The 13,989-nt window shown below is 44.7% G+C and carries 12 protein-coding genes and 1 pseudogene; 10 read left to right on the top strand and 3 right to left on the bottom strand.

Features of this window, described 5'->3' with window-relative positions:
- The first annotated feature begins 41 nt into the window (after window positions 1–41).
- Complete coding sequence (locus LIZ66_RS15870) at window positions 42–1,304, top strand: competence/damage-inducible protein A (RefSeq protein WP_195991045.1); 1,263 nt, start codon at window positions 42–44, stop codon at window positions 1,302–1,304.
- Between the two features lie 24 nt (window positions 1,305–1,328).
- On the opposite strand, the gene LIZ66_RS15865 is transcribed toward LIZ66_RS15870, so the two are convergent.
- Together LIZ66_RS15865 and LIZ66_RS15860 are read right to left on the bottom strand one after the other, a co-directional pair.
- Window positions 1,329–1,601, bottom strand: a complete 273-nt coding sequence (locus LIZ66_RS15865) for a hypothetical protein (protein WP_195991044.1) — start codon at window positions 1,599–1,601, stop codon at window positions 1,329–1,331.
- Between the two features lie 75 nt (window positions 1,602–1,676).
- On the bottom strand, window positions 1,677–2,042 hold the full coding sequence (locus LIZ66_RS15860; RefSeq protein WP_118578020.1) for a hypothetical protein: 366 nt from the start codon (window positions 2,040–2,042) through the stop codon (window positions 1,677–1,679).
- Between the two features lie 21 nt (window positions 2,043–2,063).
- On the opposite strand from LIZ66_RS15860, the pseudogene LIZ66_RS20200 reads away from it, so the two are divergent.
- Window positions 2,064–2,171, top strand: a pseudogene (locus tag LIZ66_RS20200) (DUF6783 domain-containing protein); the annotation flags it as partial.
- A 57-nt stretch (window positions 2,172–2,228) separates the two neighbouring features.
- Window positions 2,229–2,387 (top strand): hypothetical protein, encoded by a 159-nt coding sequence (locus LIZ66_RS15855; protein WP_173717738.1) that lies wholly within the window; start codon window positions 2,229–2,231, stop codon window positions 2,385–2,387.
- Window positions 2,388–2,561: 174 nt separating this feature from the next.
- Here the strand turns inward: LIZ66_RS15855 and LIZ66_RS15850 are convergent, their stop codons facing one another.
- Window positions 2,562–2,852 (bottom strand): hypothetical protein, encoded by a 291-nt coding sequence (locus LIZ66_RS15850; RefSeq protein ID WP_118578021.1) that lies wholly within the window; start codon window positions 2,850–2,852, stop codon window positions 2,562–2,564.
- 374 nt (window positions 2,853–3,226) lie between these two features.
- Between LIZ66_RS15850 and LIZ66_RS15845 the strand changes: the two genes are divergently transcribed.
- The 7 genes from LIZ66_RS15845 (at window position 3,227) to LIZ66_RS15815 (ending at window position 13,895) form a co-directional block, all read left to right on the top strand.
- The gene (locus tag LIZ66_RS15845; RefSeq protein ID WP_173769069.1) at window positions 3,227–4,600 is read left to right on the top strand and encodes a cell wall hydrolase; all 1,374 of its coding nucleotides are present in this window, start codon (window positions 3,227–3,229) and stop codon (window positions 4,598–4,600) included.
- 597 nt (window positions 4,601–5,197) lie between these two features.
- Window positions 5,198–6,427, top strand: a complete 1,230-nt coding sequence (gene tyrS, locus LIZ66_RS15840) for a tyrosine--tRNA ligase (RefSeq protein WP_226837739.1) — start codon at window positions 5,198–5,200, stop codon at window positions 6,425–6,427.
- Between the two features lie 251 nt (window positions 6,428–6,678).
- Complete coding sequence (alaS, locus tag LIZ66_RS15835) at window positions 6,679–9,318, top strand: alanine--tRNA ligase (protein ID WP_227201045.1); 2,640 nt, start codon at window positions 6,679–6,681, stop codon at window positions 9,316–9,318.
- A 159-nt stretch (window positions 9,319–9,477) separates the two neighbouring features.
- Complete coding sequence (gene rpsU / locus LIZ66_RS15830; protein ID WP_004222305.1) at window positions 9,478–9,654, top strand: 30S ribosomal protein S21; 177 nt, start codon at window positions 9,478–9,480, stop codon at window positions 9,652–9,654.
- Between the two features lie 183 nt (window positions 9,655–9,837).
- Window positions 9,838–11,379 carry a cardiolipin synthase gene (cls, locus tag LIZ66_RS15825; protein ID WP_173736298.1) on the top strand — a complete coding sequence of 514 codons (1,542 nt, stop codon included), beginning with the start codon at window positions 9,838–9,840 and terminating at the stop codon, window positions 11,377–11,379.
- 147 nt (window positions 11,380–11,526) lie between these two features.
- The gene (locus LIZ66_RS15820) at window positions 11,527–12,699 is read left to right on the top strand and encodes a serine hydrolase domain-containing protein (protein WP_226837741.1); all 1,173 of its coding nucleotides are present in this window, start codon (window positions 11,527–11,529) and stop codon (window positions 12,697–12,699) included.
- A gap of 20 nt (window positions 12,700–12,719) precedes the next feature.
- Window positions 12,720–13,895 (top strand): cysteine desulfurase family protein, encoded by a 1,176-nt coding sequence (locus LIZ66_RS15815; RefSeq protein ID WP_226837742.1) that lies wholly within the window; start codon window positions 12,720–12,722, stop codon window positions 13,893–13,895.
- Window positions 13,896–13,989 lie beyond the last annotated feature (94 nt).

The following is a 13,989-nucleotide window of genomic DNA, read 5'->3' as shown; positions in this document are numbered from 1 at the left end:
CTTGGCTGATTTCAAACATGCTCTGGAAAAGAGGTATATATATGATTGCAGAACTTGTAGCTGTAGGAACTGAGATTTTGTTGGGAAATATTGTAAACACCAACAGCGCATATCTTTCTGAGAAATGTGCCCAGCTGGGACTTTCTGTTTACTATGAGTCTGTTGTGGGAGATAATCGCGACCGAATGAAAGCTGTGATTGCATCTGCCCTTGACAGATCTGACGTGGTAATTCTTTCAGGAGGTCTCGGACCAACTGAGGATGATCTGACTAAGGAAGTATGTGCTGAGGTAATGGGACTTCCTCTTTCTGAAGATCCTCATTCCCGTAAGCGTATTGAGCGTTATATGAAGGAATATAAGAAGAATCATCCGGACAGACGTGTGACCTCCAATAATTATAAGCAGGCGCAGGTTCCGGAAGGCGCTATTGTGCTTGATAACCACAACGGTACAGCACCTGGTCTGATCCTTGAGAAAAATGGCAAGACTGCCATTCTTCTTCCGGGACCGCCTAACGAGCTGATCCCTATGTTTGAGGAGTCTGTTTTCTCATATCTTCGCAAGAAACAGCCGGAGATCATCTGCTCCCAGGTTGTGAAGATCTGTGGAATCGGTGAGAGCCAGGTGGCTGCCGATATCCAGGATATGATCGAGGCCCAGACAAATCCAACTCTTGCCCCATATGCAAAGACAGGAGAGGTTCATCTCCGTATTACAGCCAAGGGTGAGGATGAGAAATCCTGCAAGAAGCTGATCAAACCTGTAGTAAAGGAACTTCAAAAGCGATTCGGCAAAAATGTATTTGCCCTGGATGCGGACAAAACGCTGGAAGAATCTGTTGTGGATCTGCTGAAGGAGAAAAAATTAACTCTGTCTCTTGCAGAATCCTGTACAGGTGGTGCCATTGCTGCCCGCATTGTAAATGTTCCAGGTGCTTCCCAGGTGTTTACCCATGGATTTGTTACTTACAGCAACCGTGCCAAGAGAGAATGCCTTGGGGTGAAGAAATCCACGTTGAAAACAGTAGGAGCTGTTTCTGCAAAATGTGCCAGACAGATGGCAAAGGGCGGCTGCGCAGCTTCAGGAGCTGATATCTGTCTTTCTGTTACCGGCCTTGCAGGCCCGGATGGCGGAACCAGTGAGACTCCTGTTGGAACCGTGTTTATGGGTTGCTGCTGCAATGGACATACGATTACCCGGGAATATCATTTTACCGGAAACAGAACCAAGATCCGTCAGCAGGCTGTTGCCAGTGCACTGGTGCTGCTTCGCGAGTGCATGATGGGAGAAGTTGAGGAGTAAGTTTTCTTAAGCGCAGAAAATGCTTTACTTTATCATCTTCATCAGGTTTACCACTTTATCAAGCTTTGCACGTTCCCGGGGGCTTTTTCCCATTTTCAAAACCTCAATGATGGTATTGATTTCATTACTGTTAAAGTTCAGACCGGCATTTCTCCCCTGGGAAGCTGCATTCATAATAAATGGCAGCAGATCAGAGGGAGATTTTCCGGCTCCTTGCCGGGCCATCTGCTGGAGCATGTCAAGCTTGTTTTTGTCGATACCTGCAAGCTTTGGATTATCCTGCCAGTTGTCATCCATATGGAATCATTCCTTTCTTATATAGTAATGCTGCCAATTGGCGACATGTCCGTTTTGAATGAAATTTTTCTGTTTTTACTGTCGTTCTTCTTCGCAATTATCTTCTGGAGATGGTTCATTCATCATCCTCAGCATTTCTGCCATGGTCATCATATTGGTGATCTGATCCAGAGTCTTTCGTATATCTCCAAAACAGTAGCGGCGCAGGTCGTTTATGACTTCAAGAGGCTGGGCAGGGGCTGCTGCAGCCTGTATCTGCATGGCTTCTGACGGCTTTGTAAAAAGAGCGACTGTATTGGAAAGTTCCCTGGCTTTTGCAAAAACGGACAGAAACTGTTGCTGCCTGGGTGGAAAATAGGGGATGAGAGCTTTTAACAGCTGTCCCTGGTCAGTTCCCACCATCTGATCCAGAGCTGTCTGGGCAATATATTCCTGATCCATAAAAATCCCTTTTCTATATCTATGTTGTTGTTATTAAAATATGACGACGGTTTGAAAACGGTGAAATCTTCTGCAAATTGTGACGCACATTCTGCAGAAAGCATTTTTCAAACACGCTCTGACATCTGTAACATATTCTATAGCAGGGGGATGTATGAATTTCCCGCAAAGTCAGGAGGGAAAGTTATGAGAAGAGAAAATGAAAAGCTTATTATAGATGGAAATGCCATATACGAGCTGGATCTGGAATGTGTGCGAAAGAAGCAAGGAAAACAGGAAGGAAATGGCAGGTGTGTGGAGCAGTCAGAAGAAAGAAGGCAGTCCGCAAACCATACCGGGGATTAAAGACAATTTGCAGGAGAGAGTTTCTACCCAGAGCGTGGTTGAAAAAGAAACAAGGAAACGTAAGAATGCTTTTAGAATATGCCTGAAAAAGGGGACAGGGGAAAATTCCCGCTGTCCCGATTTTTTTGAAAAGGACTGAGAAGACAGCCCTTTTTCATATGTGGGAAACTCAGATCAGCAGCCGCAGCCATTCCCCCATCCACCGCAGAGAAGCAGAAGGATGATAATGATCCAGCAGCAGTCACCATTTCCGTTGCCACAGCTGTTGTTGCAGCCAATACCGTTGCCGCCGCATGCGCAAAGAAGAATGATGATCCAGAGAATATTGCATCCACAGGAGCCGTTCCCAAAGGAAAGCCCACATCCATTGTCACATCCGCAGCCATTATTACAACCGCAGTTACCACATCCGCAACCGGATCTTTCCTCGCCGCAGCCACAGTTTGTAGCAGCTAAATCACTCATGCTGTTACCTCCAGAAAATGTTTACAGTTCATCATATGGAGGGGACAGGGGGTGTGTGACAAAGCAGTTGACAGAAAAGAGAAATTTGGCTATAATAAACTGAAACGTAATATTTCTGTAATCTTTGAAAAGAATTCGACATAAAATATATAAAACAAGGATTGATTTGTTAAGAATTAAGTCTGCGAAGCAAACGCTGTTTTTTGTGAACAAAGTTCACAGAAAACCCGAGAATCTCAGCGCGAAATCATGCGAATGCATGATTTCTGTGCATCGCGAAGCGTGTTACTGGTCACGGAGTAAACAGTAACTGTTTGTGAAAAGCAGAGGTGGGAAAGCTTCGGAATTAGTCAGGTCAAAGAGAGGAAAATGCTATGATAAAAGAAGAGAGAAACAGAAAGCAAAGTCTGGCTCTGGTGCTGCTTGTGATTGCCACATTATGTACGGTTTTTCTGATGACAAGGGATGTTCAGGCTGCGAAAGCCGGATTTAAGACTATAAACGGCAAGACCTACTACATAACAGCCAGCGGAGCCAAGCAGAAAGGCTGGCTGACTCTGAAAGGCAAGAAATACTATTTTAATAAAAAAACAGGCGTACAGTTAAAAGGCTGGCAAAAAGACAGTAAGGGCAGAAACATCCGGTATTTTACCAAGGGAAAAGGTGTGATGGCCACCGGTTTTCTGAAGAGCGGAACCGTAACCCGTTATTTCAGACCTTCCAATGGTAAGCTTGTCCGCGGCTGGCTGACCTTAAAGGGTAAGAAATATTATTTTACCAGCGGAACCGGCGCTATGGTAAAGGGCTGGCAGACCACAGCTAAGAAAGAGAAACGTTATTTCAAGAGCAATGGTCAGATGCTTACCGGCTGGTTCACGGATTCTAAGGGATATACCCGCTATTTTAATACCAGCACAGGTATTATGTATACCGGACTTAAGACTGTAGATGGAAATATCTATTATTTTTCCAAGACCAGCGGAGTCCGTTATCAGAAAGGCTTTGGCAAGGTTGGAAGCAAGCGGTATTATTTTAGTACCACAGATGGCAAAGCGCAGACCGGCTGGCTGAGTCTGGATGGAAACAGCTATTATTTTGGAACAACAGGCGTGATGTACGTAAACACTACAGCTTCCATTGGAGGAAAGACATACGCGTTTGATTCCAATGGTGTTGCTTCCGAGAAACAGGATTCAGGAAAGGATGACAATGACAGCAGTATTACCTTTACCTGGTATGATGAGAAACGTGGCCGCAATTTTACTATTATGAAGGAGCTTAAGAGTCATCCGGGAGTTGCAGATGGAACCAAGTCTGATCTTGATATTCTGGCAGCTGTCTGCGAGGCTGAGGCAGGAGACCAGGGAATTGCAGGTATGAAGGCAGTTGCTCTCTGCCTTTTGAACAGAACTCTGGACAAGGAGTTTCCGTCCAGTGTCCGTTATGTGCTTTACCAGGGAACTACCTTCCCCCAGTATTCAGTCGTGACAAACAACCAGCTGCTGAAACGTCTGAATGGTCAGTTTATTGACCGTGCAAGCGCTTATGAAGCTGCCCAGCAGGCACTTGACAGTTTTAATGCTTATGTGCTGAATGGTACACCGCGTACAGTAAGCGGAATCAAGGCCAAAGATTTTAATTATAAGTATTTTATGATGACTTCTGCATTCTGGAAACAGCCATTGAATTTTAAAAAGGTTGTATATGAGACATACAAGGATCATACATTTTTTGTGGACTGGGTATAAAGGTAGCTATACAGATGTAGAAACAGTATAAATGATAATAGCAAACTTTACTGCGGTGAGTTGCTAAAATACAAAGCTAAAATCCTTGACAAAAACAGACAGCCTTTGTATACTTGCAAGTATTAAATGAGAAAGGCTTTGAAGGGAACAAGTAGCTTTGGAAAGAGCACACAGAGAGCTGCCGGATGGTGAGAGGCGCGTGCAGAGATCCATTGTGAATACATCCCGGAGCTTTGCACCGAACGGTTTTGAAGCGGTAGAGACAGCAGCGGACAGGCGCTTGTGATCGCTTGCAGAAATCCAGTAGGCTGTGACGGGGTGGCATACGTTATCATGCCGGGGTGATAATTCTGAAGAGTATTCGAAGATATTTATTTTTGGACAGTATTGTCTGTGTGGATAATCGTCTGGAAGAATTTTTCAGTATGGTCACTTATCGAGGCAGAAAGTGCGAGCTTTCTGTAAATTTAGGTGGTAACGCGGGACCCGGTTCTCGTCCTAAAGGGACATGAGAACCGGGCTTTTTATATCTGCAGCGGCTTTTTCGTAAAGAGAGAATAAGCAGCTCACATTTCTATTTTACAGGAGGAAAATAAAATGACAGTTTGGGAAGAACTGAAAGCCAGAGGCCTGATCGCCCAGGTAACAGACGAAGATGAAATCAAAGAAATGGTAAATAACGGAAAGGCAACTTTTTATATTGGATTTGACCCAACCGCAGACAGCCTTCATGTAGGACATTTCATGGCACTTTGTCTGATGAAACGTCTGCAGATGGCAGGAAACAGACCGATCGCCCTTCTCGGCGGAGGAACTGGTATGATCGGTGACCCTTCCGGAAGAACCGATATGCGTCAGATGCTGACAAAGGAGACAATCCAGCACAACATTGATTGTTTCAAAAAACAGATGGAGCGTTTCATCGATTTTTCTGATGGAAAAGCTCTTATGGTAAATAATGCAGAGTGGCTGATGAATCTGAATTATGTAGAGCTTTTGCGTGAGGTCGGAGCACATTTTTCTGTAAACCGTATGCTTACAGCTGAGTGTTACAAACAGCGTATGGAGAGAGGTTTAAGCTTTCTGGAGTTCAATTACATGATCATGCAGAGCTACGATTTCTATATGCTGTACCAGAAATACGGCTGCAACATGCAGTTCGGCGGCGATGACCAGTGGAGTAACATGCTTGGCGGTACAGAGCTGATCCGTCGTAAACTTGGAAAAGACGCTTACGCTATGACCATCACCCTTCTTCTGAACTCTGAGGGCAAGAAAATGGGTAAAACACAGTCAGGAGCTGTATGGCTGGATCCGAATAAGACCTCTCCATTCGATTTCTACCAGTACTGGAGAAATGTAGATGATGCAGATGTTATCAAATGCATGAAACTTCTTACCTTCCTTCCATTAGAAGAGATCCAGGAGATGGAGAAATGGGAAGGCAGCCAGCTGAACAAGGCAAAGGAGATCCTTGCATTTCAGCTTACTGAGCTTGTTCATGGAACAGAGGAAGCCAAGAAAGCAGAAACAGGTGCAAAAGCACTTTTCGCAGGCGGAGCAGATACCGCGCATATGCCAACTACTGAGCTTGCAGCAGAAGATTTCGACGAGGAGGGCAACATTGACCTGATCAGCCTTCTTGTAAAATCCGCTCTTGTTACAACCCGTTCCGAGGGAAGAAGAGCCATCGAACAGGGCGGCGTTTCCGTTGACGGCGAGAAAGTGCTGGATATCAAGCATGTACTTTCCAAAGATGTTCTCACAGGTGACGGCGTTGTCCTGAAGAGAGGAAAGAAGAAATTCAATAAGATATTTGTAAAATAAGAAGATAAAAGGGGACCAGGGTTAAGGCAATTCACGATGAGGTGAAAAGGCAGCGGCCTTGGTCCCTGAATCCATAATAGTGAAAAAATATTTTGACCGTAATAAAGATATATGATATCATATAGACCATGCAAGCATTCCAATAAGAGGAATGCAGGTTACTGTTCAATCCGTTCACAAAAACACCTCGCGGAATATTACCGGTGAACAGTAACAAAAGAACTTCTTTATTGCGTAGGAGGAGAATTGAAATGAAGAAATACGGAGTAAACGAACTTCGAAAAATGTTTCTGGATTTCATGGAGAGCAAGGGACATCTTGTTATGAAAAGCTTTCCATTGGTTCCACAGGGCGATAAAAGTGTCCTGCTGATCAATGCAGGAATGACACCACTGAAACCATATTTTACAGGAGCAGAGAAACCACCCCGTACAAGGGTCAGCACATGCCAGAAATGTATCCGTACAGGTGATATTGAGAATGTAGGTAAGACCGCACGTCACGGTACATTCTTTGAAATGCTTGGTAACTTCTCTTTTGGAGATTACTTTAAAAGAGAAGCCATTCACTGGTCATGGGAGTTCCTGACTGAGGTAGTAGGTCTGGATGCCAGCCGTCTTTATCCGTCTGTATACCTGGAAGATGATGAGGCTTTCGATATCTGGAATAAAGAGATCGGAATTCCGGCAGAGCGTATTTTCAAATTTGGCAAAGAAGACAACTTCTGGGAGCACGGCGCAGGTCCCTGCGGTCCATGTTCTGAAATCTATTATGACCGTGGAGAGAAATATGGCTGCGGTAAGCCTGGCTGTACAGTTGGCTGCGACTGCGACCGTTACATGGAAGTATGGAACAACGTCTTTACCCAGTTTGAGAACGACGGTAATGGCAATTATACAACCCTGAAACAGAAGAACATTGATACCGGTATGGGACTTGAGCGTCTGGCTGTTGTTGTGCAGGACGTAGATTCTATTTTCGATGTTGATACCATCTGTTCCCTTCGCAACCTGGTAAGTAAGATTTCCGGCAAACCGTATGGGGTACATCATGAGGACGATGTTTCCATCCGCCTGATCACAGACCATATCCGTTCTGCAACATTCATGATCTCCGATGGTATCATGCCGACCAACGAAGGCCGTGGATATGTACTTCGCCGTCTGATCCGCCGTGCTGCAAGACACGGAAGACTTCTTGGAATTGAGGGCAACTTCCTTGCTATCTTGAGTGCAGAAGTAATTGACGGCTCCAAGGATGGATATCCGGAACTGGAAGAGAAGAAGGAATTTATCTTCAACGTTCTCACCAACGAGGAGAACCAGTTCGGTAAGACGATCGACCAGGGACTTCGTATCCTGGCTGATATGGAAGAGGCTATGAATGCAGCTGGAGAGAAGACCCTTTCCGGTGAAAACGCATTTAAATTATATGATACCTACGGATTTCCTCTTGATCTGACCAAGGAAATCCTTGAGGAGAAGGGCTACGAGATCGACGAGGATGGCTTCAAGGCTGCTATGGATGAGCAGAGAGAGAAAGCACGTTCCTCACGTGAGGTAACCAACTATATGGGAGCTGACGCCACTGTATATGACCAGATCGATACCGCTGTTACTACAGAGTTCGTTGGATATGATCATCTTTCCTTCGAGTCCCCGGTCACCGTTCTTACCACAGAGACTGAGATCGTAGATTCCCTGATGGAAGGACAGAAGGGCACCATTTTCGTAGAGAAAACACCTTTTTACGCAACCATGGGTGGTCAGGTTGGAGATACCGGTGTGATCGAAACTGCAAATGGTAAATTTATTGTAGAAGATACCATCAAGCTTCGCGGTGGCAAATTCGGTCATGTAGGACATATGGAATCCGGCATGCTCTCCAAGGGAGAAACTGTTTCCCTGAAAGTGAATGTTACAGCAAGAAAAGATATCGAGAAGAACCACAGTGCTACACATCTTCTTCAGAAAGCCCTGAAAGAAGTTCTTGGTTCCCACGTAGAGCAGAAGGGATCTCTTGTAACTGCTGACAGACTTCGTTTTGACTTTGCCCACTTTACAGCTATGACCGCTGAAGAGATTGAGAAAGCAGAGCAGATCGTGAATGAGCAGATCCAGGCAGCACTTGATGTTCACACCGATATCATGGATGTAGAGGAAGCTAAGAAATCCGGTGCTATGGCACTGTTCGGTGAGAAATATTCCCAGAAGGTACGTGTGGTATCCATGGGCGGCTTCTCTAAAGAGCTTTGCGGTGGTACCCACGTTGCAAATACAAGCTCCATCATGCTGTTTAAGATCGTTTCTGAGTCTGGTATTGCAGCAGGTGTCCGTCGTATTGAGGCACTGACCGGAAAAGGAGTTCTGGAATACTATAAGAAGCAGGAAGCCCTTCTTCATGAGGCTGCCAAGGCCCTGAAGACCAATCCTTCTGAGATGGTAGAGAAGATCGCACATCTTCAGGGTGAGGTGAAGACTCTTGCAAGCGAGAACGAGTCTCTGAAGAGCAAACTGGCTCAGGGTGCTCTTGGGGATGTTATGAATCAGGTTGTAGAAGTAAAAGGTGTGAAACTCCTTGCTGCCAAGGTAGAGGGCGTTGACATGAACGGACTTCGTGATCTTGGCGACCAGCTGAAGGAGAAGCTTGGCGATGGTGTCGTTGTCCTTGCAGCAGTAAATGAGGGCAAGGTAAACCTTCTTGCAATGGCTACTGATTCTGCACAGAAAGCAGGAGCACATGCTGGTAACCTGATCAAGGCTGTGGCTGCAATCGTTGGCGGCGGCGGTGGTGGACGCCCGAACATGGCTCAGGCTGGTGGAAAGAATCCAGAGAAGGCTGGCGAGGCAATCGAAGCAGTAGCTGGAATCCTGGAAGGACAGATTCACTAAAAAACACTCAAAATTTTGTCAAAAATTTTTGTAAAATTAAACCAAAAGATGTTGACGAACCCCGAGTGCATGATATATAATAATGTTCGTGCAAGAAAAATACCCAGACAGTTGTATTTTAGCACAATCTACAACTGGAGGGAGGTTAGGTGTGAGTCTATGTCAAACGTTATCGTAAAAGAAAACGAGACTTTAGATAGCGCTCTTCGCAGATTCAAGAGAAGCTGTGCAAAAGCAGGTATCCAGCAGGAAATCCGCAAAAGAGAGCATTACGAGAAACCAAGCGTTCGTCGTAAGAAAAAATCTGAAGCCGCAAGAAAACGTAAATATAATTAATTGTGCGCAAAAATCCCTGGCTGCATTCAGTCAGGGATTTTTAAATCCCGCAATATCTTCAAATTTGGCTCATTGTCTTCAGGGAAGAACTGATTTTTATATATGGTGATATCGCTGGCTGACCACATGTCCGTTTTGTTGCTGACCGGTGTATGAAGGAGAAAATATAAACTTATGATGATTTTGAAAAAAATAGCCAAGCTTCTGTTTAACCGGGTATTTTATGTAATATTTGCCATGGCGGTGCAGCTTGGCTGGCTGTTGACTATATTTCTGCGTCTTGCAGGATATTCCAGATATATGTCTTTTATTCTGGATGTTATCAGTATTCTGGTTGTTCTGAAAATTGTGAATCGAAAGATAAACCCCTCGTATAAACTGGCATGGACGATGTTGATCCTGTGCCTGCCAATTTTTGGCCTTGTTTTGTATCTTGTATTTGGACGTTCCAGAATTGCTGCTTATATGCAGGATCGATTTAATGAGATGCTGATGAAGTCCGGTAATCTTTTACAGACAGATCCTGAAATACATGATCTTCTGGAGGCAGAAGATATATCTGCATGCAACCAGTCGGATTATATATATCATAATGCAGGTTATCCTATTCACGGAAATACTACCGCAGAATATTTCCAGGTTGGAGATGACATGTTCCCGGTTCTTGTAAGGGAACTGGAGCAAGCACAGCATTATATTTTTATTGAGTATTTTATAATCCATGATGGAGTAATGTGGAGAACCATACTGGATATACTGGAGAGGAAGGTTCAGGAAGGTGTGGATGTCCGTCTGATTTATGATGACATGGGATGTCTTACCACGCTCCCTCATAAATATTATGAAACCATGAGATCCAAAGGAATCAAGTGTCAGGTCTTTAATCCTTTCCGTCCGATCTTGAATATTATCCAGAATAACCGTGATCATCGGAAATTCTGTATTATTGATGGATATGTGGGATTTACCGGTGGTGTAAATCTGGCAGATGAGTATATCAACCAGAAGGAGCGCTTTGGACACTGGAAGGACACTGCGGTTATGCTGAAGGGGGAAGCTGTCTGGAACATGACTGCCATGTTCCTTCATATGTGGAATGTGATTACCAATAACCGTGAGGATCATTCACTTGAGAAATATCTGCCTCATGTATGGCATCCGGAGGCATTTGAAGGGGATGGATATATTCAGCCGTTTTGTGATTCTCCGCTGGATAACGAGACTGTTGGAGAGAATGTTTATCTGAATATTATCAATCGTGCAAAAAGGTATGTGTATATCTGTACACCCTATCTTGTTATTGACAATGAGATGATGACTGCTCTTTGTCTCGCAGCAAAAAGTGGTGTGGATGTCCGTCTGATGACACCTGGGATTCCAGACAAAAAATTGGTATTTCTTCTTACCCAGTCTTACTACGAGCAGCTTCTGGAAGCAGGAGTGAAAATCTATGAATATCAGCCGGGATTTTTACATGCCAAGTCCTTTGTATGTGATGACGAGATCGCTGTTGTGGGAACCATCAATCTGGACTACCGGAGCTTGTATCTTCACTTTGAGGATGGTGTATGGATCTATCGGAATCAGGTGATTTATGATATTAAAAAGGATTTCACAGATACCCTGGAATATTGTAATCCGGTATCTTTGGAATTCTGTCGTGGAAGAAATATTGCAGTGCGGGCGATGCAGAGTATTCTAAGGTTATTTGCACCGATGCTGTAGAGCGTGTTCAAAAAGGGGTTTCTGCAAATTGAGGCGTATAGATTGCGGAAATGATTTTTCAAACACGCTCTAAACCTTATGCAGAATGAGTATATAGATGATGCCCCTTACCTGCGGCATTGCCATATATAAATCAGGAGGTCAGATATGAGAAAAGAGATAAAGAAACAGCTTCAGACGATTATGGATCAGGCAGTAAAGGATAATCAGATTGCCGGTATGAATATGATGGTAATAAAGGACGGTCAGGAGGAAGCCTATCTTCAGTGTGGCTATGCGGATAAAGCAAATGGGAGAATGATTGAACGGGATACCATATTCCGTCTTTTTTCCATGACGAAACCGATTACAGCGGCAGCGGCCATGATTTTATTTGAAAGAGGAGTAATTGATCTGGCAGATCCGGTTTCCAGATATATTCCGGGATTTGCAGACCAGATGGTGTCTGTACCTGGCGGACTGGCACCAGTATGGCATAATGTAACGGTTTATCATTTGTTGTCTATGACCAGTGGTTTGACTTATGGCGGAAACAGCAGTGCTGCCGAGTTTGCCGTTGGAAATGTGATGGAAGAAATACATGCACGTCTGAATACAGAGCATCCCATGACAACACTGGAATTTGCAGATAAGATCGGCAGATGTCCTTTGGAGTTTCAGCCCGGAGAACGCTGGAAGTATGGGGTATCCGCAGATATTCTGGCAGCAGTGGTGGAGAAGGCTTCCGGCATGAAATACGGTGAATTTCTTAAGAAAGAGCTTTTTGTGCCTTTGGGAATGAAAGATACAGATTTCTATGTTCCAGGTGAGAAGCTGGACAGACTGGCCATGACTTATGAGCAGACTGCCGGTGAAATGAAAGAATTCCGTGACAACAGTCTGGGAATCCGTCTTTCCATGGACGTACCGCCTGCTTATGAAGCCGGAGGGGCAGGGCTTGTTTCCACCATTGAGGATTATTCCAGATTTGCGGCTATGCTGATAAATAAAGGCAGCTTCCAGGGCAGACAGATCCTTAAGCCTGCTTCTGTGGAATATATGACCACCCACAAGCTTATACCATGTCAGCAGGAGTGGTTTGAAAAATGGTGGGAGATGAATGGATATTCTTATGGAAATCTGATGCGTGTGATGACGGATCCGTGGAAGGCACCCTTTGCATGCTGTGAGGGTGAATATGGCTGGGATGGCTGGCTTGGCTGCTATTTCGCCAATTTTCCCAAGGAGAATATGATGATTCTTATGATGATGCAGAAGAAAGATGCAGGGACATTTGATCTTACAAGGAAGCTGAGAAATGTGCTGCTTCTTGGAATGTAATATAAAGAGGAATTTGAGTTATGCCTAGAATTTATGCGGACAATGCAGCAACCACAAAAATAAGTCAGACAGCAATGAAGGCTATGATTTCTGCAATGGAGAATAGTTACGGAAATCCGTCCAGTATTCATCAGATTGGGATGGCAGCAAATGATGCCTTACAGACGGCGAGAGAGCAGATCGCACGTTGCCTTGGCTGTATGCCGAAAGAGATTTTTTTTACATCAGGTGGGACAGAATCAGATAATCAGGCAATTATGTCAGCGGCTATGCTTGGGGCGAAACAGAATAAGAGGCATATTATTTCTACTGCGTTTGAGCATCATGCGGTGCTTCATACTCTGAGAAGGCTGAAGGAGCAGGGATTTGAGATTCAGCTTCTGGATGTGGGTGCAGAGGGGAATATTACAGCTGCTCAGGTGGAAGAAGCAATTCGGCCGGATACCTGTCTGGTTACGGTTATGTTTGCCAATAATGAAATTGGCTCTGTTCTTCCTATAGCGGAAATTGGAGAAGCCTGCCGTGCTCACGGGGTGCTTTTTCATACAGATGCAGTGCAGGCAGCAGGACATATCCCGGTAAATGTGAAGAAACAGAATATTGATATGTTATCTCTTTCCGCACATAAATTTCATGGCCCAAGAGGAATCGGTGCATTGTATGTGAAACGGGGGATTGAACTGACTTCTCTTATGGAGGGCGGCGGCCAGGAGCGTGGAAAACGGCCAGGCACAGAGAATTTACCGGCAATTATGGGAATGGCAGCTGCTCTGAAAGAAGAGTGCACTTTGATGGAACAAAATGAAGCCAAGGTTACCGCCATGCGAGATCGTTTGATTCAGGGGCTTTCGCAGATTCCTTATAGTATACTGAATGGTTCCAGGGAGAAACGCTTGCCTGGTAATGTGAATTTCTGCTTTGAAGGTGTATCCGGTGAAAGCCTGCTGCTTCTTCTGGATAGCAGGGGAATCTGTGCTTCTTCCGGTTCTGCCTGCGCATCAGGTGCCTTGGATCCAAGCCATGTACTTCTTTCTCTTGGTCTCGCTCCTGAAATCGCCCAGGGCTCCCTCAGAATCAGCCTTGACATTTCCAATACTGAGGAAGAAATCGATTATATGCTGGAAGTGATTCCCCAGGTGGTGGAACAACTCCGCGGAATGTCAGATGATTGGCGGAAAAAGCATTGCGAGGATTAAAAGAATCGTGTATGATACAAGATATGATTATTAGAATAGATTGCTATTTAGTTGATTAAAAGTTCTTCAATGCGGACGCATTTGGACAATGTGT

Source organism: Blautia faecis (assembly GCF_020554845.1).
Classification (GTDB): domain Bacteria; phylum Bacillota; class Clostridia; order Lachnospirales; family Lachnospiraceae; genus Blautia_A; species Blautia_A faecis.
Note: the sequence above shows the minus strand (reverse complement) of the source record. Positions and strands in the feature narration are given on the sequence as shown.

Coding starts and splice junctions, on each gene's coding strand:
- LIZ66_RS15870 (WP_195991045.1), top strand. CDS start 42: ATGATTGCAGAACTTGTAGCTGTAGGAACTGAGATTTTGTTGGGAAAT.
- LIZ66_RS15865 (WP_195991044.1), bottom strand. CDS start 1,601: ATGGATGACAACTGGCAGGATAATCCAAAGCTTGCAGGTATCGACAAA.
- LIZ66_RS15860 (WP_118578020.1), bottom strand. CDS start 2,042: ATGGATCAGGAATATATTGCCCAGACAGCTCTGGATCAGATGGTGGGA.
- LIZ66_RS15855 (WP_173717738.1), top strand. CDS start 2,229: ATGAGAAGAGAAAATGAAAAGCTTATTATAGATGGAAATGCCATATAC.
- LIZ66_RS15850 (WP_118578021.1), bottom strand. CDS start 2,852: ATGAGTGATTTAGCTGCTACAAACTGTGGCTGCGGCGAGGAAAGATCC.
- LIZ66_RS15845 (WP_173769069.1), top strand. CDS start 3,227: ATGATAAAAGAAGAGAGAAACAGAAAGCAAAGTCTGGCTCTGGTGCTG.
- tyrS (WP_226837739.1), top strand. CDS start 5,198: ATGACAGTTTGGGAAGAACTGAAAGCCAGAGGCCTGATCGCCCAGGTA.
- alaS (WP_227201045.1), top strand. CDS start 6,679: ATGAAGAAATACGGAGTAAACGAACTTCGAAAAATGTTTCTGGATTTC.
- rpsU (WP_004222305.1), top strand. CDS start 9,478: ATGTCAAACGTTATCGTAAAAGAAAACGAGACTTTAGATAGCGCTCTT.
- LIZ66_RS15820 (WP_226837741.1), top strand. CDS start 11,527: ATGAGAAAAGAGATAAAGAAACAGCTTCAGACGATTATGGATCAGGCA.
- LIZ66_RS15815 (WP_226837742.1), top strand. CDS start 12,720: ATGCCTAGAATTTATGCGGACAATGCAGCAACCACAAAAATAAGTCAG.